At 34.7% G+C, this 23,704-nt stretch carries 20 protein-coding genes; 12 read left to right on the forward strand and 8 right to left on the reverse strand.

The annotated features are described in order from the left end of the window. Nucleotides 1-10 precede the first annotated feature (10 nt). The 7 genes from ACMAYL_RS09150 to rpmH all read right to left on the reverse strand — a co-directional run bounded on the left by ACMAYL_RS09150 (nt 11) and on the right by rpmH (nt 7,093). Entirely contained in the window at nt 11-862 is an 852-nt protein-coding gene (locus ACMAYL_RS09150) for a ParA family protein (RefSeq protein WP_103218609.1), read from the reverse strand. Nucleotides 863-898: 36 nt separating this feature from the next. Beyond that, nucleotides 899-1,564, reverse strand: coding sequence for a 16S rRNA (guanine(527)-N(7))-methyltransferase RsmG (locus ACMAYL_RS09155; RefSeq protein WP_103218608.1), 666 nt, complete (start codon nt 1,562-1,564; stop codon nt 899-901). Then, on the reverse strand, nt 1,561-3,402 hold the full coding sequence (mnmG, locus tag ACMAYL_RS09160) for a tRNA uridine-5-carboxymethylaminomethyl(34) synthesis enzyme MnmG (protein ID WP_103218607.1): 1,842 nt from the start codon (nt 3,400-3,402) through the stop codon (nt 1,561-1,563). The genes ACMAYL_RS09155 and mnmG overlap by 4 nt, the downstream gene beginning before the upstream one ends. Before the next feature lie 134 nt (nt 3,403-3,536). Then, the gene (locus ACMAYL_RS09165; RefSeq protein WP_412471001.1) at nt 3,537-5,033 is read right to left on the reverse strand and encodes a tRNA modification GTPase; all 1,497 of its coding nucleotides are present in this window, start codon (nt 5,031-5,033) and stop codon (nt 3,537-3,539) included. Between the two features lie 6 nt (nt 5,034-5,039). Beyond that, nucleotides 5,040-6,500 carry a membrane protein insertase YidC gene (yidC, locus tag ACMAYL_RS09170; protein WP_103218605.1) on the reverse strand — a complete coding sequence of 487 codons (1,461 nt, stop codon included), beginning with the start codon at nt 6,498-6,500 and terminating at the stop codon, nt 5,040-5,042. Nucleotides 6,501-6,581: 81 nt separating this feature from the next. Next, nucleotides 6,582-6,941, reverse strand: a complete 360-nt coding sequence (rnpA, locus tag ACMAYL_RS09175; RefSeq protein WP_103218604.1) for a ribonuclease P protein component — start codon at nt 6,939-6,941, stop codon at nt 6,582-6,584. Then, nucleotides 6,941-7,093, reverse strand: coding sequence for a 50S ribosomal protein L34 (gene rpmH / locus ACMAYL_RS09180; RefSeq protein ID WP_103218603.1), 153 nt, complete (start codon nt 7,091-7,093; stop codon nt 6,941-6,943). The genes rnpA and rpmH overlap by 1 nt, the downstream gene beginning before the upstream one ends. A gap of 243 nt (nt 7,094-7,336) precedes the next feature. On the opposite strand from rpmH, the gene dnaA reads away from it, so the two are divergent. The 12 genes from dnaA to ACMAYL_RS09240 all read left to right on the forward strand — a co-directional run bounded on the left by dnaA (nt 7,337) and on the right by ACMAYL_RS09240 (nt 21,701). Then, a complete protein-coding gene (gene dnaA, locus ACMAYL_RS09185; RefSeq protein ID WP_412470500.1) occupies nt 7,337-8,965 on the forward strand; it encodes a chromosomal replication initiator protein DnaA in 1,629 nt (542 codons plus the stop codon). Between the two features lie 779 nt (nt 8,966-9,744). After that, a complete protein-coding gene (gene dnaN / locus ACMAYL_RS09190; protein ID WP_103218601.1) occupies nt 9,745-10,857 on the forward strand; it encodes a DNA polymerase III subunit beta in 1,113 nt (370 codons plus the stop codon). A gap of 12 nt (nt 10,858-10,869) precedes the next feature. Beyond that, a complete protein-coding gene (gene recF, locus ACMAYL_RS09195) occupies nt 10,870-11,952 on the forward strand; it encodes a DNA replication/repair protein RecF (protein ID WP_103218600.1) in 1,083 nt (360 codons plus the stop codon). Nucleotides 11,953-12,016: 64 nt separating this feature from the next. After that, nucleotides 12,017-14,479 (forward strand): DNA topoisomerase (ATP-hydrolyzing) subunit B, encoded by a 2,463-nt coding sequence (gyrB, locus tag ACMAYL_RS09200; protein ID WP_412470499.1) that lies wholly within the window; start codon nt 12,017-12,019, stop codon nt 14,477-14,479. Between the two features lie 9 nt (nt 14,480-14,488). Beyond that, on the forward strand, nt 14,489-17,002 hold the full coding sequence (gyrA, locus tag ACMAYL_RS09205) for a DNA gyrase subunit A (RefSeq protein ID WP_233189727.1): 2,514 nt from the start codon (nt 14,489-14,491) through the stop codon (nt 17,000-17,002). After that, nucleotides 16,950-17,786, forward strand: a complete 837-nt coding sequence (locus ACMAYL_RS09210; RefSeq protein ID WP_412463500.1) for a tetratricopeptide repeat protein — start codon at nt 16,950-16,952, stop codon at nt 17,784-17,786. Before gyrA ends, ACMAYL_RS09210 begins: the two co-directional genes overlap by 53 nt. After that, nucleotides 17,787-17,987 carry a hypothetical protein gene (locus ACMAYL_RS09215; RefSeq protein ID WP_412470498.1) on the forward strand — a complete coding sequence of 67 codons (201 nt, stop codon included), beginning with the start codon at nt 17,787-17,789 and terminating at the stop codon, nt 17,985-17,987. It begins immediately after the preceding gene. Nucleotides 17,988-17,996: 9 nt separating this feature from the next. Then, nucleotides 17,997-18,365: a hypothetical protein gene (locus tag ACMAYL_RS09220; protein ID WP_412470497.1), complete on the forward strand. Its 369-nt coding sequence runs from the start codon at nt 17,997-17,999 to the stop codon at nt 18,363-18,365. Nucleotides 18,366-18,367: 2 nt separating this feature from the next. After that, a complete protein-coding gene (gene atpB / locus ACMAYL_RS09225; RefSeq protein WP_103218594.1) occupies nt 18,368-19,171 on the forward strand; it encodes a F0F1 ATP synthase subunit A in 804 nt (267 codons plus the stop codon). Between the two features lie 66 nt (nt 19,172-19,237). Next, on the forward strand, nt 19,238-19,462 hold the full coding sequence (locus tag ACMAYL_RS09230; RefSeq protein WP_103218593.1) for an ATP synthase F0 subunit C: 225 nt from the start codon (nt 19,238-19,240) through the stop codon (nt 19,460-19,462). A gap of 117 nt (nt 19,463-19,579) precedes the next feature. Further along, nucleotides 19,580-20,641, forward strand: a complete 1,062-nt coding sequence (locus ACMAYL_RS09235) for a glycosyltransferase (protein ID WP_412471002.1) — start codon at nt 19,580-19,582, stop codon at nt 20,639-20,641. Continuing rightward, nucleotides 20,634-21,701 (forward strand): glycosyltransferase, encoded by a 1,068-nt coding sequence (locus ACMAYL_RS09240; RefSeq protein ID WP_412471003.1) that lies wholly within the window; start codon nt 20,634-20,636, stop codon nt 21,699-21,701. The genes ACMAYL_RS09235 and ACMAYL_RS09240 overlap by 8 nt, the downstream gene beginning before the upstream one ends. Here ACMAYL_RS09240 and asnB read toward each other — a convergent pair. Then, the gene (gene asnB / locus ACMAYL_RS09245; protein WP_392910786.1) at nt 21,694-23,538 is read right to left on the reverse strand and encodes an asparagine synthase (glutamine-hydrolyzing); all 1,845 of its coding nucleotides are present in this window, start codon (nt 23,536-23,538) and stop codon (nt 21,694-21,696) included. The genes ACMAYL_RS09240 and asnB overlap by 8 nt on opposite strands. Between the last annotated feature and the right edge of the window lie 166 nt (nt 23,539-23,704).

Genomic DNA, 23,704 nt, shown 5'->3' on the forward strand with positions numbered 1-23,704 from the left:
TTCCCCTTACCTATTGAATGTTACCAGCTAAAGTATTATCGATTTCATTAACCGATGGAACTTGTGGTAGCTCATTTTGAATTTCTACTGATTGTGCACGATCTTTAATAATAAGTTCCTTAGCTAGTGATAAGTAAGCTTCAGAACCTTTTGATTCAATATCGTAAAGGATAATTGGTTTACCAAAAGATGGACACTCGGCGAGTTTTACATTTCTAGGTATTACCGATTGAAATACTTTTTCGCCAAAGTGCCTTCTAATCTCTTCTGCAACTTGCTTGTGAAGAGACGCTCTTCCATCAAACATAGTAAGGACGATTCCGTCCATTTCTAATGTAGGATTTAAATTCGCTTTAATTAATTTTACAGTGTTTACTAGTTGGGCCAGACCTTCCATTGCAAGGTATTCAGTTTGCATCGGTACGATAAAGCTATGAGCAGCATTTAATGCGTTCACAGTTAAAAGACCAAGAGAAGGTGGACAATCAATTAGAATATAATCGTAAGCGTCCATAACAGGCATGAATGCAGTCTTTAACTTCGACTCTCTTGCAAATTCACTTACTAGTTCAATCTCTGCTCCCGATAAATTGTTATCAGAAGGACAGATATGTAGATTAGGTAATTCTGTTTCGTAAATACATTCACGAATATCTGTTTTACCAATCATTGCATGATAGATATTGCTTCCATTATGCTGCGCTGAATCAAGTCCTAAACTCACACTACCATTACCCTGAGGGTCTAAGTCAATTACCAGAGTTTTTTTCTCGGCTACTGCAAGGCAGGCAGCAAGGTTAATTGTAGTTGTTGTTTTACCAACACCACCCTTCTGATTCATGAGTGCAATAATTTTAGCCATTTATGTCTCCCAAAAGATATAGTTGTTACTATATTTTTAAAGAAATGAAGACAAAGTGACAAGTTGTTTATTTTTATTTTTTCTAAAACTAGTGATTTCTGTTCCACGTAGAACATTCTTATTACGAAGAGCAATCATCATACGCCCCTCAGTATTAGGAATATCGATCAATGTTTCTTCTACTATCTCCCACTTGTTACCAAGCCAGTCCAGGTCTTCTAATTCGTAGAAGTTTGGACCCTTATAAAAGATCACATTTACAGTCTTATCTGTAATAATAAGAGGAAGAAGGTTTTGTATTGTTGAAACAGCTTTGAATGTTATCGTACAGTCACGATCAAAATATACATGCTCAAATCTTTGGTGGTATGTCTTTACATTATCAAGACCAATTGCTTCTGCAATTTGATTAACAACTTTGGACTTCTTACCTCTTGCTTCAAAACCAATATATTTCTTATCAGGATTCAAGCTTGCTAATGGTAATAAAGGAAATCCTCCACCGAAACCAATGTCTACATGTATCTTAGTTTGATCATAGATCTTCTTCAAAGAAGGAATGTCTTCAATAGGTTTAACACTGTCTACATATTGCTTATCGAAGAACTCTTCTGCTGTATTAATTCTTGTAAGATTAATTCCAGCAAACGGCCCATTGATTTGCTCAAGGTAGCGTTCACAAAATACTGTATCTTTCATCATAATATATTTCCTGCTACATATGCTAAGGTAGCTGGTCTAATTCCTACTATTCTTTGTAACTGCCCAAAACTTTCAGGCTTTATTTCTGTAATACGTTGTCTGCACTCAAATGAGATATTCTCACTAGCTACTAGCTTTTGCCAATCCACAGGCTTCTTACTAAGTCTGTTGATTTTAGCATTTTCAACTAGAGCACGATCAATATACCCTTCGTACTTTAGTGAGATAGCTACTGTACGAATAACATTTAAATCAAAATGAAGATTATTCTCAGCTAACTCTGCCACTAAGACATCCACTGGATTCAAGTGTGCTCTCTTAGACAATTCGGCCAAGGTAATATTTGAACTTAGTGGTCCATAGCCCTTCGACTCAAAGTATTCCTTATTCTTTGGATTAGCTTTATATGTATAATTCTTAGCGATATGCCAGATAATATTAAAGCCCTGCTCATAGCTGTCTTGATAGCGATCAATATCTGCATACAAACCTAATTCTTGGCGATATTTCTTCATACGTAGAATAGTATTATCCTCACGTACATAAAGACGGTTTTCGTTACGTGCAGTAAATAATCGATAAGGCTCATCTCTCTTATTCGAGACAAGATCTTCTACCATTACACCAATATATGAATCATCGCGATCCAATATAAACTTATCTGCGCCAATAGCAGATCGAGCTGCATTTATACCAGCTATTAAACCTTGTCCTGCAGCTTCTTCATAACCCGAAGTACCGTTTACCTGACCAGCAAAATATAATCCAGGCATTTCCTTCGATTGCAATGTTCTATCCAAGCATGTTGTATCGACAACATCGTATTCAACAGCGTAGCCATATACTGCAATCTCTGCCTTTTCTAATCCTTCTATAGTACGGATAAAGTCTAGCTGTATCTCACGTGGAAGTGATGTAGAGATACCATTTGGATAAAATGTATCCAGCTCCAGTGATTCTGGTTCAACAAATACGTGGTGCACGTCCTTATCTTCATAGCGATAAGCTTTATCTTCAATAGATGGACAATATCTAGGCCCAACACCTTTAATCTGTCCGTTAAATATAGGGCTTCTCTCTTTATTGTCGCGAATAATTCCAAGAGTCTTTTCATTGGTCTTAGTAAGGTGACATGAAACCTGATCCACAAATCGTTCAGTTAATCCGTGATTAAAATGGAAATTTACTGCTGTAGGATCACTTTCCTGCTCCACCATTTTAGAAAAATCGATGGTATCTCTCTTTAAACGAGCAGGAGTTCCTGTTTTAAATCTAGTTTTAAGTGCTGTTACACCTACAAAGATATTCTCGAGAGAATCAGCTTTAAGACAATCTACACGACCACCGTCAGATTGTTCCTCTCCAGTGTGCATCTTGCCTGCTAAAAAAGTACCAGTAGTAACTACAATCTTCTTTGAGAGATACTCGCCTTCAGTTGTCTTAATGAGAAAAGAGTCCTGATCTTTACTTACTCTTTCCACCATTTCACGAATAACAGTAATATTATCGTTAGCAGCTACTTCCGCCTCTGCATTTCTAGCATATACTTCTTTATCAATCTGTACACGAGTTGACTGTACAGCATAACCTTTAGATTCATTAAGAGTTCGATATTGAATAGCGCTTCTGTCAGCAAGCTTCCCCATGATGCCACCTAAGGCATCTATCTCTCTTACAACCTGACCCTTGCCCACTCCACCAACTGCTGGATTACATGGAGCTGATGCTATACTTACACCAGGCATAGTAACGATTGCTACCTTTAGGTCAAACTGAGCGGCGGCCCAAGCAGCCTCTAGTCCTGCATGTCCCCCACCAATAATTGTTACATCAAACATATGTTTCTCATTTTGTTCCACGTGGAACTTTCTGCGATTAATGTTCCATGTGGAACAATTGTGCGCAATTGTAATAATAATGTTCTACGTGGAACATTTAAGCTAATTTTTCAGAAAAATCAATGGTTTATATATTATTTACCTATGCAGAAGTTGGTAAAGATATGTGTAAGTGTATCGTCAGGGCTAATGATTCCGATTAGTTCTGCAGTTTTCTTTTCTAGGATAGAAACTTCGGATGAAATGATAGCTATATCATCTAAGTATTTGATATTATTAGCAAAATCAGTAAATTTCCCATAAATATCATTGATTACGACACGATGTCTTTCAATAGAAATGGGGTCACTGTTACGTAATTTCATATACTTAGATAAAATATCCTGAGTAATTAAGTCAGTTATATGAACTGGTTCTATAGGACCATTATCAAGACTTGCCCCCATAGGACCAAGTTTTGATTCTTGTGGTTCTATAGAACCACTTTCTGAATCTGGTCCGATAGGACCACTTATTTCAACAAGACTTCCCTCACCTTTTGAAGTGTCTGCACTATAGTATTTAATAGCTTTTGGAAGATTCTCTTGTAAATCTTTTAAGTTAATCTCACCATTAAATTCATCAAAATGAGTAAAGATTAAAGCATCAAAAAGTGTCTCTTTAATATCGTGGTATTGGTATTTTTCAACTTCATTAATATTGATCAGAAGAATTTTATAGAATGCACCTTCTATTAAATTGCGACTTCTTTTGATCCCTTCTTCTTCAATTACATCTGTCGTATTACGTAGACCTGCTGTATCAACGAGTTTGAAGGTTTCATTACCTAGACTAATATATTCTGAAATATAATCACGAGTTGTTCCTGCTATGTCTGAAACTATTGAGCGTGATTCATTTAAGAATAAATTAAAGAGAGAACTCTTACCTGCATTAGGTTCACCACAAAGAACAATATCTGGAGACATTAAGCTCTTAGCATTAACACTTGCACTTTTATAAAGTGAAGTTATATGGCCACTGATATCTGCAACAGCATCATCAAGTAATTTCTGAGACTGCTCCTCCCCTACATCTTCTGCAAAATCAATATTGATTTCAACAGCAGCTTTTAGTTTTAAAAACTTGTCGTAGAGATCAGTGTATTTTTGATAAAGGCTACCATTTAATAGTTTAAGTCCTTCATCAAGCATTAGAGAAGAAGAAGCATTTAAAAGTGCATCAAGTCCTTCGACCTGTGCAAGGGAAAGCTTCTTATTCTTTAGTGCTCGATAAGTGAATTCACCATTCTTTGCTAAACGAAACATACCGGAGTTAATGAATGCATTCATTATACGCTTTAAATTAAGCGTATTACCGTGTGCCGCAATCTCTAATATATTTTCACCATTGTAACTATGCGGGCCCTCAAAATACGTAATAACGACTTCATCTAGGAAGTTTCCATCCTGGTCGTATAACTTTGTAAAAGTGGCCTTGCGAATTTCGAGATTTGATAAATCTTTTTTGAAAAATGGTCCTATAGAACCAATGTCGGAAAAACCAGATAAACGGATAACCCCTATGGCCGTATTCTCATTTAGGCCAGTCGAGCAAGCGACAATAGGAAGGTCATCCGTTTCGTATATCATGGTTTATTAAGCTTCTGCTGTTTTATAAACGTAAAGTTGTTGTGCAATTCCCAGGATGTTTGAAACTGTAAAATACAGATTTAAACCTGCTGGAAGATCTTTCATAATAAAAATGAAAACGATCGGCATAATATACATAATCTTCTGTTGATTAGGATCAGCAGATGTCGAAGGATTTAGCTTAGTTTGCACTAGCATTGTAATCCCCATAATTGCTGGAAGAATATAGTATGGATCTTTTGCACTAAGGTCAGTTAACCAAAAGTAAAATGGAGAACCAACTAGCTCAACAGAGTTTGAAATAGCTTGGTAGAAAGCAATAAAGATTGGAATTTGAAGAACCATTGGAAGACATCCACCTAAAGGTGAAGCACCTGATCTTTTAAATAATTCCATTGTTTCTTTTTGTTGCTTCATTGGATCGTCAGCATACTTTTCTTTTAGCTTTGCAATCTCTGGTTGAAGAACTTGCATCTTCTTCATTGATCTAAAAGACTTAGCTTGTAATGGATAAGTTGCAAGACGAATTACAATTGTTAAAAGAATAATCGCAACACCGTAGTTACCTACATATGTGTAGAGAACTTGCATTGCTTTTAGAATTGGAACTGCAAAAATTCCAAAGATACCAAAGTCGATTGATAGATCTAATTGATTATCAAATCCTAATAGGTAATCATAATTTTTAAGAGCATAAAGAATATAACCATTATAGTTTTTCTTACCATTAACAGCTTGAAAGAAGATCTCTCCGCCTTCAGTGGCCATATAATTGATTGTTTGCTTATCATTAAAAACGTTGAAGAAAACGTGATGATTGAAATCAAGAGCAACCCATTTTAAGTTCCCCTCACCTTTCTCATCTGATTCTAAGTTATAACGATCAGTATCCATACCTTGAACAACATACTGACGATAAGTTCTGTTATCAGATTGCTTTTCAGTAGCTGCCATATTGTATGAAAGTCTAAAATCCTGAGCACCATTTAATTCATAAGTTAAACGGCCATCATTTTCTAATTTTAAACGAATCGAAATTTGCTTATTAAGATCATTACCTACTACTTCGTTTTCGACTGTTTGTTCATCGAATACAAAGTTAAAGTTTTGTAGATTATTATTAGTATCGATTAACTTGAAATTAAAAAAGTTATCCTTGTCTGAAAGCTCTTTTAAAGTCATTGAAGTTTTATTACCAGCTGCTTCACTAAAAGAAAGATCACTATTAACTGTATAGAAAAATGATCCTGCTTTAAGAGTAACAGACGTCAGGTTTGTTGCTTTATTCGAGTGTGTTGCAATTGGCTTCGTTTCAGATGAATTAGAAGATGCGTTTTGTGTTTGTACTTGTTCTTGTTTTACTGGTTGTTGTACAGGTTGGTTTGAACTGAAAAGTGCTTGCCATGTGAAAACAATAACACCAGTAAGAACAAACGCTAAGACAGTGCGTTTTTGATCATTATTCATTCTTTAATACTCCTAAAGTGTATTTTCTTAAGTCTTTAAGTATGGAGATTTTTAACACGCTATAAAGGAGTTGTTAATCTTTTATTGAATTTTTGCAAAGGCGTTCACAAGGGAATTTCGAAGATCTTCTTTTGGATTTTGTGAACTTTTAAAAAGTCGATTAGAAACCACAATCATAAAATCCTTACCGTTGTTACGGTACGAACTTGTACGAAAGAATTCTCTAATAATTCTCTTACAAAGATTACGCTTATTAGCTTTACCGACTTTTTTAGTTACAGAAAAACCTACTCTTGAAACTTCAGAGTTAAGACGTGATGGCTTGTAATAAATACGAAGCCAACGATCAGTGATTACTTGAGAATTTTTTCTTAAATAAGAAAAATCTTCAGTTGATAGCAGTCTTGAACTTTTATCAAAAGTGCTATCAACTGATGTCATTATTTCTTACCGTGAGAAACTGTAAGTTGCTTACGTCCCTTAGCTCTACGAGCTTTGATAACGTTGCGACCACCAGCTGTTTCCATTCTTTTAAGGAAACCGTGTACTCTCATTCTTTTCTTTCTTTTTGGCTGCCAAGTTCTTTTAGACATCTTCAACCTACCTAACTATAACTGTTTAACTAAAAATTAATATTGTAAGGGCTAGTATTATACCATTTCGCATCACTGGTCAATGGCCCTGTACATAGTGCAGGCCAAAATATTTGATTTATTTGGCCATGCGTAAAAAACCCATTTTTTTATTGGCCTAGGATTTTGGGCCATGATACAAATTCTCCCCACAACACGTAATTAAAGAAAAATTGACGAGTAAACCACTCAAGGGAATGGATCATGCAGGGAAATTTTCCTTTTAATGAATTTTTGAAGAATTCTAACCCAACAACAAATAAAATCAATAACATAGAAGATCTTGCCAATAAGAATATTATCGAAGATCCCTTCAATATTAAGCAAAATTTAAATCAACCTTATAATAGCTCTAGCCTATCGGACGATTTCTTTAGCGCTGATGAGCTGGATATGATGAATAATGAGATTCATAACTCATTAAAATCATTAGTAAATCCACAAAAATATGCTTCTTTTTTCCAAGGAGACTTTTTTCGTCTTAAGAATATTGACGGTGAAAGAGCGATATTTTCGACAACGACTAACTTTATTAAGTCATTTATCGAGAAAAATTTAAACCAAATCAGCCAAAGTATTGTAAATACGTTAGGTAAATCGTATCAAATCGAGATTATTGCTAATAATAACAATAACTTATCTCAACCTAGCCTATCTCAACACTTAAATAATGGTCCTATAGAACCAAGTCATACGAAACCTAGGTCAGCAAATGAAATCTCATTTTCGCTCGATCTAGAGCCTGTACAAGAAGACCTACTTTCACAAGTTGAGTCTAAGTATATTGATCACGTAAGTGATGACTACAATAACATCGTCATTGATAAGTCTAAAACGTTTAAAAATTATGTTATTGGACCATCAAATAATATGGCCTACGCTGCTTCAGTAGCGATTGCTAAAAGTCCTGGTAAAGCTGGTAAATATCCGTCGCTTTATATTCATTCTAATTCAGGACTTGGTAAGACTCACCTCTTACATGCGATGGCCAACGGTATTCACAATCAATACCCTCACTATGTTATCTGCTTAATTACAGCACGTGATTTCATGAAGGAAATGATTGAATCAATTCGCAATAAACAGCTTCCAGAGTTTCGTCAAAAATATTCTGATAAAGTTGATGTTCTAATGATTGATGATGTTCATGAACTTAAAGGTAAAGAAGGAACGCAAAGAGAATTCTTCCATATCTTTAATGAGCTATATCAAAAAGGAAAACAGCTAATCTTCACTTCTGATAAAACTCCACAAGAGATCAATGGACTTGAAGAAAGAATTAAGACTCGCCTTCAATGGGGTCTTGTCGTTGATATTCAAAAACCAGATATTGAAACTCGTGTTGCAATCATTAATGCTAAGGCTGATGATCTCGACCTATTCCTTTCTGAAGACATTGTGAACCTGATTGCATGTAATGTTAAAAACTCGATTAGAGAGCTTGAGGGTGCTCTAATTAAGCTTTCAGCCTACTCTGATATCATGAAGGTTGATATCGAATTAGAAATGGTTAAAGAGGTTCTAGGACTCAGAGATTACGAAGACGAAAAGAAAATTACAATTGAAGGAATTGCTAAGCAGACTTCACAATACTTTAAAATTCCAGTTGCTGATCTTAAGTCTAAATCACGTGTAAAAGATATCGCTAATGCACGCTTTGTTGCCATGTACTTATGTCGTAAACTTGCAAGCTTAACACATGAAGAAATTGGACAGTTCTTTGGAGGACGTGATCACAGCTCTGTTGTTCACGCTGAACAAAAGATTTCAAAACAATTGTCTCAAGATCCAATGCTTTCTAAGACAATTATGACGATTGAAAATTCGTTATAATCCCCTACTAAATTACTGACTAGTCAACTGACTAACCAATACATAGGCCGTGTTATTCACGGCCTTTCTTATATATTTTCACATCCTCAATATTGGCCGGCCATTTGGCCAGTCGGCCGTGGATTATTGAGTGGCCAATCCCCTAGACTATCCACTAAAAATTTGTGGAATGTTAATAATCTGACTAGTCATTAGGCCGACAAATTCACACCAGTATTTGACTAGTCACTTTTGGTCCTACGAAATGTTAGTTATTCACGGCCAACGACGGCCAATCCACGGCCAAGAAAATTAATTGTGAATTAATAAATACTGTAATAATAGTTACTTATACATTATTTCTAAACTTATTCACGGCCGTTAATAATATTATCGACACAAATTAAGGCCGTGGATAAAAAAGTTATCAACATGTTTGTAAATTGTGAGTAAATGACTGGCCAATTTAACAAATTTTAAAGAAATTTTCTTGGCCAAAAAATTATCCACAATAGGCCGTGAGCAAAAAACTAATAACACCACATATTTGTTACGTTTTAAGTAATATACGAATAAATGCAAGGCACAAAAAAAAGTAGTCAACGATTGCTAACAATGGCCAAATTGAGAAAAGACGCTGTTAAAAGGGGAGTTGCCACTTATGAACTTATCCACAGGATTATATATAATATATATATAAATATATATAATAAGAAGAACACTTAAATGCTCTAGACAGCCTTGCTAACTAGTGTTTTCCATTATACAACAATACAAATAATTTTCTGATAGGAATAAAGATGAAGCTTAGGGTTGATACAGATAACTTAAGAGATGCATTAAATAAAATTTTAACTGTAATTGATAAGAAGAATTCAAGACCAATATTAACATATACGTTACTAACTGTTAGCAATGATAAAATATATCTTTCAGCAACAGATCTTGAGGTATCAGCAAAGTATTCAATTAATGCATCAACTGAAGGAACAGCTTCATTTTGTATAAACGCTAAGAATCTATTTGATATATTAAAAGAACTTCCTAACACAGATATCAACATCGAGTTAGAAGATGGTGAAAATCTACTAAAAATAAATTGTGAAGAAATTCATTATTCACTTTTAATTTACGAAGCAGATGAATTTCCAAAGCTTCACTTTGGAAGCGAAAATACTTTCACACTAAATTCAGATGATCTTTTAAATCTAATTACTAAAACTTCATATGCAATCTCAAATGATGAAACAAGACTTCACTTTAACGGAATCTATTTCCAAGAAGTAGAAGGGAAGCTAAGAGCTGTTTCAACTGATGGACATCGTTTATCTCTAATCGAAAATGATATTGCTGAACAAAATAATGAAGCTCTAATTAATGGAATTATTATTCCTAAGAAGGGTGTAGCAGAACTTAGAAAAATCGCTGAAACATATCCAGGTGCAAATCTGTTTATTTCTGTTGATGACTCATATTTATATGTAACAGCTAATGAGCAATACCAATTAGGTATTCGTTTAATTGCTAGAGAGTATCCTAAGTATCAAGCTGTAATTCCAGCTAAGACTACTTACTCACTAACAGCTGATAAAGAAGTAATTCAAAACGCTATTAGACGTATTAAAATTATGTCTAATGAGAAATCAAATGCAGTAAAGCTTAAGCTAACTGAAAACCATATGACGATCTCTGCAAACCATCCTTCACTTGGTGATGCTAAAGAGACGATTCCAGTTGATTACGAAGGTAAGGAAATTGAAATCGGTTTTAACGCTCGTTTCTTATTAGATTCAATTGCAATTTTAAATACTGAAAATGTAACTTTCGAATTTAACAATGAATTTTCAGCGGTAATCGTTAGATCAAATGATATCCAAAATTATCTTGGAATTATCATGCCACTTAGAATCTAGTACTGAGACGCTTTGAAACTTGTAAAACTTCAGGTAACAAATTTTCGAAATCTAGAACCAGATATAATTTCTTTCAATGGAAATATTAATTGTATCCTAGGTGAAAACGGAAATGGAAAAACAAATATATTAGAAGCTCTACACGTTCTAGTGACGAGAAAATCTTTTCGTAAAAATACAACTTTTCCACAGCTATTAAGTATTGATGGGGATAACCCTGAGATATTATTTTCATCTCTATTTCTCGATGATGGCGATAACGTAACTTTCAGTGGAAAGATGAATCCTCAAGGATCTACCTGGGCACTTAATGGGAAGAATACGAAAAAGAAACTTGATGCAAAGTTAGTTTTTATCAATCCATTTGATTCTTATTCATTTTCAAATATTCCAAGTTTTAGAAGAAAGTGGTTTGATGATCATTTATCAATGCTTAGTCGCGATTATAAGAAAGTATTAAATCAGTACAATTCCGCGCTTAAGTTTAGAAATATTCTTTTATCTAAGAAACCATCACAATTTCGTGAGCAGTTAAATGTAATTGATCGCCAGATGGCAGATTATGCTTATGAGCTAGTTGCCATGAGAAATCAATTCGTAACTGAACTAATTCCGTTTTGTGAAAATACATATCGTGACATCTTTTCAGAAGATCATTCACTTAAAATTGAAGTTGATTCTCGTTTTCATGGATTTTCACCAGAGATGATCTTTGATTATATGCAACAAAGGCTAGAAAAGGACCTAATTGTAGGCCATACGACTTATCAAGTTCACAAAGATGACTACGTGCTTCTTTTTGATGGGATGAATGCTTACGAATTTTGTTCTTTAGGCCAACAAAAAATGTCTTATTTGAGCCTCTTATTTGCCTATATAGAGCTATTTAGGTATAACTTTAACACCTATCCAATTGTACTTATCGACGACGTCTCAGGGGAATTAGACAAGGCGAGATGGGGTAGGCTGGTTAAATTTTTGGAACAACGAGAGTTCCAAGTTTTAATCACGACGGCAAATGAAAAATTTAAGGAAGAATTAGAAAAAATTAATGGCGCAAATAAGATCTATATTTCGAACGGTTCCGTTAACTAGTCTTCCAAAAAATTATATTTTTAAAACAACACACTGACACAAGAAATTGGAAGAGAGGTTCCTTTTGGAAAATCAAGAAAATCAAGCAGGAAGTATTGGTAAGGTCGGACAGGAATATGGTGCAAGCCAGATTAGTGTTCTTGAAGGACTAGAGGCCGTAAGAAAAAGACCAGGGATGTATATTGGTGATACTGCCAATCGTGGTCTACATCACTGTGTATATGAAATTGTAGATAACGCAGTCGATGAAGCACTTGCAGGTTATTGTAGCGAAATTAAAGTTATTATTCACGTTGATAACTCTGTAACAGTTATCGATGATGGGCGAGGGATCCCAGTTGATATTCACCCGAAAGAAGGTGTATCGGCAGCGGAACTTGTATATACAAAACTTCACGCAGGTGGAAAGTTTAACGAAGAAGGTGGAGCTTATAAAGTTTCAGGTGGTCTACACGGTGTAGGTGCTTCTGTTGTAAACGCACTATCTAAGTGGGTTAAAGTTGAAATTAAAAAGCATGGAAAGATTCACCAAGTTGAATTTAACCATGGTGTAACTAAAGAGCCACTTAAAGTTGTTGGTGAATTAGAAGACAAAACTCAAACAGGTACTTCTGTTACTTTCAAACCAGATAATGAAATTTTTGAAGTTCACGAATTTAATTACGATACATTAACAAATCGTTTTAGAGAGATGGCCTTCCTTAACAAAGGTCTTAAGATCGTTGTTAAAGATGAGAGAACAGATAAGAATGAAACTTTCCACTATGAGGGTGGTCTTATTCAGTTCGTAGAATATCTAAACAGAGCTAAAACAGTAGTACACAAAGATCCAATCTATATTGCAGAATCAAGAGAAGATTACGAAGTAGAAATCTCAATGCAATGGACTGATTCATACTCAGAAGTTCTTTCTGGTTATGCCAACGCAATTACAACTCCAGGTGGGGGGACTCACATTTCTGGTTTTAAAACTGCACTAACTCGTGTTCTAAATGCATATGCAAAAGATAATAACCTGCTTAAAGGAATTAAAACGAATTTAACAGGTGATGATATGAGAGAAGGTTTAACAGCGATTATTTCTGTTAAGCTTCCTGAGCTTCAATTCGAAGGTCAAACAAAAGATAAGCTAGGTAACTCAGAAGTAGAAGGTATCGTTAACTCTCTAGTAGGGGATGCACTTAAGAGATATTTAGAAGAAAACCCACAAACTGCAAAAACAATTATTAGAAAGTCTGTTGATGCAGCTGCAGCTCGTGAAGCCGCAAGACGTGCTCGTGAATTAACTAGAAGAAAGTCAGTTCTAGATATGGGTGGTCTTCCAGGTAAAATGGCAGACTGTCAGGAAAAAGATCCAGCTCTTTCTGAAATCTACATCGTAGAGGGTGACTCTGCCGGTGGTTCTGCAAAGCAGGGACGTGATCGTAAGTATCAAGCAGTTCTTCCTCTTAAAGGGAAGATCCTTAACGTTGAAAAAGCTCGTTATGATAAAATGCTTGGTAATGCCGAAATTAAGATGATCGTTCAAGCGATGGGTACAGGTATTGGTAAAGGTAACTTTGATATTTCAAAACTTCGTTACCACAAACTAGTTATCATGACAGATGCCGACGTCGATGGTTCTCACATTAGAACACTTATTTTAACTCTTCTTTATCGTCAGTTCCCTGAGCTGATTGAGCAAGGTTATGTTTATATCGCTCAACCACCTTTATATAAATACAAGAAAGGTAAGAAAGAGATTTATCTAAAAGACGAAAAAGCACTTGAGACATTCCTTGTTGCAAACGCAATTGAAGGAACTTCAATTAACTTCAATGGTGAAATGATTGAAGAAGAGACAGCTAAAGGTCTTATTAATAAATTCACTCAATACGACAAAACTCTTAAGTCTTACGATATTCACTTCGATACGTTCTTACTAAGACACTTAATTGAAGAAATTGGTATCACTGCAGCTGATCTTAAAGATCGCTCAAAACTTGATGGTATTGTTTCTAAACTTGATGAACACTTTAAAACTCAAGAGTCTGAAACATTAAGAAATTACTCATTCTCAATTGAAGAAGACAAAGAGCATGCATCAAATCTTATTCGTATCAATGTTAAAACAACAGCACGTACGAAGAAATTTAAACTTAGCTCATACTTCCTAGAGTCTTCAGAATACGCAGATCTTATGAACCTTTACGATGGTATCAATAAATTTAAAATTGGTAAGTTCATTGTTAAAGGTGAAAAAGGTGATGCAAAAGAATTCGAATCACTAAGAGGTTTTGCTTCTTATATTATCGATGATGCTAAACAAGGCGCGTACATCCAACGTTATAAGGGTCTTGGAGAAATGAACCCTGAACAACTTTGGGAAACAACAATGAATCCAGAAAATAGAACTCTTCTTCAAGTAAAGATTGAAGATACTATTGAAGCAGATTCAGTATTCTCTGTTCTAATGGGTGACCAAGTAGAACCAAGAAGACAATTTGTTGAAGAAAACGCACTTAATGTAAGAAATCTGGACGTATAGGACTAATTTATGACTGATGAAACAAATATCACAAATGAAAATGATAATGGTGATGGTGGAAACCATAACCACGGGAATATTCAACAAATTGGTATTCGCGATGAAATGAAAAACTGTTACCTCGATTACGCAATGTCGGTAATCGTAGGTCGTGCACTTCCAGATGTACGTGATGGGATGAAACCTGTTCACCGTCGTTGTCTGTATGCAATGCACTCTCTAGGTAACTACCATAATAAACCATTCCTAAAGTCTGCCCGTGTTGTTGGTGACGTTATTGGTAAGTATCACCCACACGGTGACTCTGCGGTTTATAATACAATCGTACGTATGGCCCAAGATTTCTCAATGAGATATCCAATGGTTCAAGGTCAAGGTAACTTCGGTTCAATTGATGGTGATAACGCTGCGGCCATGAGGTATACAGAGATCAGAATGCAAAAGCTTTCTGAAGAGATGCTAAAAGACTTAGATAAAGAAACAGTTGATTGGCAACCTAACTACGACGACTCACTTAAAGAGCCAACAGTTCTTCCAACAAAAATCCCTAACTTATTAGTTAACGGTTCGGCTGGTATTGCTGTAGGTATGGCAACAAATATTCCTCCACATAACTTAACAGAAGTTATGACGGCGCTTACTGAGCTTGTAGATAATCGTGAAATGTCGATTGAAGACATTATGAAGATTATCCCTGGTCCAGACTTTCCAACTGCTGGAACAATTCATGGAACTGAAGGTATTCGCTCTGCTTATAAAACAGGTAAGGGTGTTATCCAGATGCGTGCAAAGATGGATGTGGAAATTCACGGTAAGAAACAAGATCGTGAAAGAATTGTTATTACTGAACTTCCATATCAAGTTAACAAAGCTAAGCTAATTGAAAAGATTGCTGAACTTGTAAACTCTAAATCACTTGTTGGTATTTCAGACCTTCGTGATGAATCATCTCGTGAAGGGATTCGTGTTGTAATCGACCTTAAAAAAGGTGAGATCGCAACTGTAATCATGAATAAGCTTTATAAGCAAACTGCACTACAATCATCATTTGGTATTATTTTCTTATCAATTGTTAACTCATCACCAAAAGTTCTAAACATCAAAGAACAGCTTGAGTGTTTCATTGATCACAGAAGAGAAATCATTATTCGTCGTACAGTATACGAACTTAAGAAAGCACGTGAGCGCGCGCATATCTTAGAAGGTTTGAAAGTAGCTGTTGAAAATATTGATGAAGTAGTTGAGATGATCAAGAAATCTGACGGGCCAACTGATGCTCGTGAGAAATTAATGAGTACATTCTCATTAAGCGAGATTCAAGCTCAAGCAATTCTAGACATGAGACTACAACGTCTAACAGGTCTAGAAAGAGATAAGATTATTGCTGACTACGAAGCAATTATGAAAGAGATTGATCGCTTAGAAGGAATCCTTGGTTCTGAAGATAAAATCAAAGCAATCATTAAAGAAGAATTCACTGAAGTTATTGAAAAATACGGTGATGAGAGAAGAACAGAAATCGTTGCAAAAGCAGACGAAATTCAAATTGAAGATCTTGTAGCAAGTGAAGAGATGATTGTTACAATCACTCACAAAGGTTACGTAAAGCGTATGCCACTTGACACTTACAAAGCGCAAAAGCGTGGTGGTAAAGGTGTTAAGGGTGCTGCAAACGATGATGACTTCTTCACAAATATCTTTACGGCAAATACTCACGATAAGCTTCTATTCTTTACAAGCCGTGGGCAAGTATTCTCAAAGAAAGTTTACGAAATTCCTGAAGGAACTAGAACTTCTAAGGGACGTAATATTGCAAACCTTATCCAAATCCCAAGTGGTGATCGTGTAACAGAAATTATCTGTGTTCCACACGATATGGATCTTAATGAGAAGTACTTAATCTTTGCAACTAACAAAGGTCTAGTTAAGAAGACAGCTCTTGAAGAATATTCAAACGTTAAGCAATCGGGACTAATTGCAATTAAACTGCAAGATGGTGACCATATTGTTAACGTAAGAATTAATGATGGATCAAAAGATATCCTTCTATGTTCTTCAGCTGGTAAGATCATCCGTTTCGATACTAATGATGCAAGGCCAATGGGACGTGTATCTCAAGGTGTTAAGGGTATCAACATCAATACTGATGAAGAAAAAATTATCGGTATGGAATTAATTGATGACCAAATGGAAATCCTATCTGTAACTGAGCATGGGTACGGTAAACGTACTGAATCTTCACAATACCGTAAGCAAACTCGTGGTGGGAAAGGTATTCTTGCAATGAGACTTACAGATAAGAATGGTGAGATTGTTCAAATTAAACCTGTTACTGACAAAGATGATCTAATGATCATTACTGACCGCGGGCAAGTTGTTCGTACGAAAGTAAGTGGTGTTTCTCTAATGGGACGCGCGACTCAAGGTGTACGTCTAATTAAGCCTAAAGAAGGTGAGAAGGTTGTTTCAATTGCAAAAATTATTGAAGCAGATGATGAAGATGGATCAACTTCTGAAGAATAAATTCATAAGGGCCAGTTTTTTACTGGCCCTCATTTTACTTACGTCTTGTGATTTCACGCCAAGAATTCACAAAGATATCCTAATTGCGCAAAATCATATCTCTAATCAAGAGTACGCTCAGGCAGTGAAGCAGTATCATAAGATTTTAGAGATGGCGCCAAATGATGAAATTAAAATCAAAATCAATTATCAGATTGCTGAACTCTACGCAGTCTCTCTTGGACAATATAATCGTGGAATTGCCTTTTACGAAAAAATTCCTAAACTTACGACAGATCCTGTTTGGCTTGTAAAAACACAAGAACGAATTGGCGAGATCGCTTTTCTTTATATTAATGATTATGCGAAGGCTGCTGAAGTTTATAACAAGCTTTCGGCCTTTAGACCTAAACTTTCAAATCACGATCTATATGAATTTCGTCTTGCTCGTTCTTATATCAAACTTAAGGAATATGATAAGGCGACTGAGCACTTAGTTTCTATGCATAATAATGGAAACCATAAGTACTTCGTTGATAGCTTCTTTCAATCTGGAATCATGTATTTTGAATCGCAAGATTGGAACCGCGCTGTTCAATACTTTCGTGAATACATCAAACGTGAAGATCGCCGCGACCTAAAAGTTCGCGCCATCTTTCTTATGGCCAATTGCTATGAGACATTGGAGCGTCTTCAAACAGCCTACGATCTCTACTATTCAATCTTAGGTGAGTACCCAAATAACAAGGTTATTCAAGATCGACTAAACTCTGTATATGAGCGTCGTGTTGCGAGGAAGCGTTAGATGGCCCTTTATGACCCAAAATGGATAAAGCCAATGGCACTTGCCATGTCACTACCTTCAACGGCATTAGTTGTGGCCTGGGGACTTTGGGAGCTCGTTAAAAAAGGTGTCATCACTCAAGGTTGGGCCGTAGGAATTTTTCTAGCGGTAATTGGAAATATTTTAATTTCGATGGTTGTCTATGCTCTTCGTAAGAAGTAGATAATTCTCATGATTAAAGATCTATCTAATAAAATTAGTTTCCCTCGCTTTTTTATGCTGTCACTTCCTATGGCTGCAGTGTGTCTATATTTATTGACTCCAGGTATGGAATGGACAGCGTTCGCTATTTGTTACGCAGCAACTGTCTTATATTTAGTGATGTTCTGGATGGCCGTAGATGAGCTGATAAAGCCACATCGCATCGATGGTTATAAAGCCAATGGAAAGTATCTAGCGTTTTTATTTATAGGTAAGCTTGTTATTTTAATCGGGGCCCTATTATTTGGTGTACAAATTCTTCAAAGTAAGATAATTATACCGGTAATAAATTATTTCTTAAATATATTTGTGCTGGGCGCCAGCATCAAAAAGGACTAATAATGAAAAAAATAGCCCTTCTTTTAACTACTTTATTAGCGACAAATACATACGCAGCAGGTGGATTTCTGTGGCTTGGTGAACTTTCTCATGTTTTTCACCTAGGTTACGTTGATCACATCTTCACTAAGTCTTTTGTTGCAATCATCATTTTACTTGTAGCTCTTCTTTATAGAATGCGCGTTTCTAAAATGACTCTTGAAGAGACAGTAGTTCCAGATAGAGGAATTTCACTAAGAAACATCGTTGAGATGTACGGATCTTTTATCATGACTCAATGTCGTGCCGTAATCGGTGAAGAAGATGCACCAAAATATTTCAAGTTCATTTCGTTCCTATTTATTACAATTTTCCTAGCGAACGTAATTGGTCTTGTTCCAGGTTTCTTACCTCCAACTGAATACATCAACACAACTCTTGCTCTTGGTGTACTTTCATTTGTTTACTACAACATTAAAGGTTGTAAAGAACTTGGTACGATGAACTACCTTGCACACTTTGCAGGTCCACTTTGGTACATGGCAATCTTAATTTTCCCAATTGAGATTCTTTCAAACTTTATTCGTCCTCTATCTCTAGCACTACGTCTTAGAGGTAACATGATGGGTGACCACCACGTATTAACAACTTTCCTTAACCTTGAAATTCTTGGTGTGAACGTTGGTATGTTTGGTGCTGCAATTCCATTCTACTTACTTGGACTTCTAGTTTGTTTTATTCAAGCTTACGTATTTACAATGTTATCAATGGTTTATATTAGTCTTGCAACTGCTCACCACGATCATGATGAGCACCACGCACACTAATAAAAACTTAAACTTAATAATTTAACAGTTACTTGATCAAAGTAACGAACGTTTTAGGAGACTATTATGGAAAACACTCAAGCAATTAAGTACATCGCGTATTTCTTAGCAATGGCTATCGCTGCATACGGTGGTACTGCTGCACAATCAAAAGCTGCTTCTGTAGCTCTAGAAGGTATCGCAAGAAACCCATCTGCTGCTGACAAGATTCAAACTCCAATGATTCTAGGTCTTGCACTTATGGAATCACTTGTAATTTTCGTACTTATCTCAGTATTCCTTGCTGGTTAATTCGAAAATCTAAAATTGATTTTAAAAGGAAGGCAGTCGTAAGACTGCCTTTTTTTTTTAACACATACAGTATATCAGTGTATATTACTTAATAGTTATTTAGAGTAGGGTAAAATATTGAATTATATTTTAATTGGGACATTGGCCAAGGGTGGCGCTGAAAGGCAAGTATCTTACTTAGCTAGGTTAAATTCCATTTGCTCTGTTTTTTCATTCTCTACAGAAAACTTCTATAATGTTGAAAAGCATATACCAATCTTAACTAAGTTAAAATGTAATAGATTTTTATTACTAATATTTGCTCCGCTATTTTTGGCAACAAAGCTGACTTGTAACGATACACTTGTATCTTTTATGGAGTTTAATAATTTTATTAATATATTGTGTAAATTATATTCAAAACATAAAGCAATCGTAAGTGTTAGAACAAATCCAGAGTATTATTTTACTAAAAAACTAGGCTTTTTATATATTTTTCTTATCAAATATTTGTATGTGTATTCTGACCTAATAGTATGCAATAGCAATGATTGTAGAGAGATTTTGATAAAAATGGGCTTAGATTGTAATACTATTGTTGTAATTGAAAATGGCCTAGATCTTGATGCAATTTCAAGTAAAGCTACTACAATCAAAAAGAATAAAAGTTTAATTTTTTGTGGCCGTTTAGATCCTGTTAAAAACCTCGATGGCTTATTGTGTGTTTTTTCTTCAGTAATTGCACTTGATTCAGAATTTAGCTTAACAATAATAGGTGATGGTGTAGAAAAGGATAGGCTTAGAAAACTGGTATTAGATATGGGCCTTTCTGACCATGTTAAATTTTGTGGTAAACAAGATAACCCTTTTAAATATTTTTATAAGGGAAGTACCTTACTACTTACTTCTTATTTTGAAGGCTCTCCAAATGTTATTATCGAGGCAATGGCTTGTGGCTTAGCAATAGTGGCTGCTGATTGTAAGACGGGGCCTAGAGAGATATTGTACAAAGACAATTCTAAATTTGGAGTTCTTTTAAATGTTCCTGTGAGCTCTGCTGATTATAAAATTTGGGCAAAAAATATAATAGATATTTATTCTGGAGAATATAGTAATTATTCTAAGTTGGCATTTGAGAGAAGTATTAATTTTAACTGTCATAGAATACTAGATAAATGGGATAAGCATATAAATGGATAAGAAGGTTCTTTTTGCTTTAAGCTCAATGGGAAGTGGTGGAGCTGAACGAGTAGTTTCAATATTAACGAAGCAATTTATTAAAAATGGTTATGATGTGGGTCTTTTGTTAACTTATTTTGATGCAAAAGATCTTTATTACGATATTGATCCACGTGTTAATGTACATTTTATTAAAGATTATAGTGCTAATAAATCATCTTTTTCAAAGATTCTGGCTATTAGAAAGATAATAAAAAATAATTCATATACCTGTGTAATTTCATTTTTAACTAATGTTAATATTTTATTGATACTTTCGACACTTTTTCTAAGAGTTAGGCTAATAGCGTCTGAGAGAAGTAGTGTGTATTTTTTGAATAAATTCTCTCTGTTAAGTATATTACGCCGATTTCTTTATTTGTTAGCAGATGTTATTGTTGTTCAAACAAGTCAGAATAAAAAAGAGTTATCTAAAAACTTACTTTGTGTAAAATTGGACAAAATTAAAATAATTCCAAATCCATACAATAGTATAATTGATAAATTAGAAAAGTCTTCATACGAATTACGAAAGAGAATTATTGCAGTAGGGAGATATAGTCAAGAAAAGCGATTTGAGGATTTGATTGATGCGTTCTCTCTTGTGTTTGATAATTCTTGGCGATTAGATATATTTGGTCACGGTAAATTGAAAGAGCATTTAATTTCATACTCTAAAACCAAACACCATAATATACATATTAATGACAATAGTAATGATATATATAATGAGATGATCAATTCTGATATCTTTGTTTTGACATCAGAGTTTGAAGGTTATCCGAATGTTCTTGTAGAATCACTAGCGTTAGGTGTTCCTTCTATAAGTTATGATTGTCCAGATGGTCCTAGGGAGCTGTCTGATAATGGTAAAAATTTGTTACTAGTAGAAAATGGTAATATTAACGAACTTAAAAAGGCGTTGGGTAAATTATCAAGTGATATTTTTTTAAGGGAGTCTTTATCAAGAAACTCTATAAAATATACTAGGGAGAGCTTAAATTCTCAGAAGATATTTTCATTATGGAAATCTATTATTTAATATAGTTTTTGTACCACTCTTGAAAAATAATGACATCCCATAATAGATAGCCCCAGTTTCTTTTTCCTTCTATGTGTTCATTGAACATCTTTTGAATTAATTTGTGGTCTAGGAATTCATTATCTCTTGCGAGCACCTCTGCGGCCCAGTCTTTTATATCGTATCTAAGCCATTTTTCGATCGGTATTCCAAAACCCATTTTAGGTCGTTCGATAAGGTCACGATTGATGTACTTATAAAGTACTTCTTTCAAGATATATTTTCCGTTAGTGCCATTTACTTTATATTTTAAAGGTAGTGACATAGCGAATTCAACAACTCTTTGATCAACTAATGGTGCCCTTGTTTCAAGGCTCGTACTCATTGATGACCTATCTACCTTGGTGAAAATATCGCTACACATGTACGTTTGAAAATCAAGTAACATCATTTTTTCAATAAATGAATCACCATTATTGAAAGTATATCTATCTGGTATGAGGGATTTATTTTTTAAAGGTGAGATATTTTTCCAGTGTGTAATTAGTCCTTCATAGAAATCATAATCATCACTATAGTTGAGAACATTTGCAAGTTTGTGTAGTTTATCACCAGGTATTGGTGAAATCTTATCAATTGTTTCTGTGCCAAAAGATAAAATTGTGTTCGCTATTATTTTTCTAATAAAACTTGGAGTTTTACTGCAAATGTTTTGAATTTTATTACCTAAAAAATAACGATTATAACCACCAAATACTTCATCACCTCCGTCACCACTTAAACATACTGTTACATATTCTTTTGTTAATCGTGAGAGTAATAGAGTAGGTAGTTGTGATGAATCAGCAAAGGGCTCATCGTAAATATAGGCAATGTCTGTTATGAGATTGATACAGTCTTGGGGAGAGGCGTAGAGCTCTGTATGGTTTGTTTTTAAGGAGTTTGCGACCTCTTTTGCATACTCAGCTTCATTAAAGCCTTCTACATCAAAACCAATGCTAAAAGTATTAATAGGTTTATTTGAGATCTTTTGTGCGATAGCACTAATGATAGAAGAATCAACTCCACCAGATAGAAAACATCCGATTGGTACATCTGACTCAAGTTGTTCTTCAACTACTTCGGTAAGAATCTTATCAAGATCTCTTACTGCATCGTCAAAACTTCCTTTGTATGTATTTTTAAGTTTTTCATATTTTTGATTGATGTGCCAGTATTGCTCTTTCTTTGTCGTTAAGCTTTTACAGCATATTTCTACGAATTCACCAGGACTGACTTTTTCTGTATTTTTTAAAATGCAATTACTTTCCGGAATATAATTGTAATAAAAGAAAGAACGTAGTGCATTTTCTTTAATTTCTATTTTGTCCAATAAGGGAAAAACAGCTTTTAATTCTGATGAGAAAATTAATTGTGAATCATCTTTATAATAATAAAGAGGCTTCTCTCCGGCTCTATCCCTAGCAAGGTATAGGTTTTGATTTTCTTTATCAAGAGCCGCAAATGCAAACATTCCTATTAGCTCATTGAGTGTATTTTTAATTCCAATTTTATCAATTAGTTCGACTAAAACTTCAGTATCACTTTGTGATTTAGTTTCTAGATTATACTTTTCCCTAAGTTTTTTAAAATTGTAGATTTCTCCATTGAAAACAATTACCCATTTTTTTGATTTACTATGCATAGGCTGTGAGCCGTTATTAGATAAATCGTGAATAGATAACCGATTATGGCCAAGTGTTACATTATTTATTGAAAAGTAATCATGGTTATCAGGGCCTCTGTGGTGAGTTGCGTTGTTCATATGAACAATGTTATTTGTATTTAAGTTTGAAATATATCCATTGATTCCACACATGCAATGATTACCTTTTTAATATTTTTTTAAAATTGTACATTTATTAATATAATCTTTATATTATTTTTTGTTTATATTTATAATAAAAATGTATTTTAGAAATTGGAGTTCTGTATAAAAAAATATCTCGATTCTGCTCGAAGTTTACTAGCAGTATCCTTTTTTA

The sequence above is a fragment of the Halobacteriovorax sp. RT-2-4 genome (assembly GCF_047085445.1).
GTDB lineage: Bacteria > Bdellovibrionota > Bacteriovoracia > Bacteriovoracales > Bacteriovoracaceae > Halobacteriovorax_A.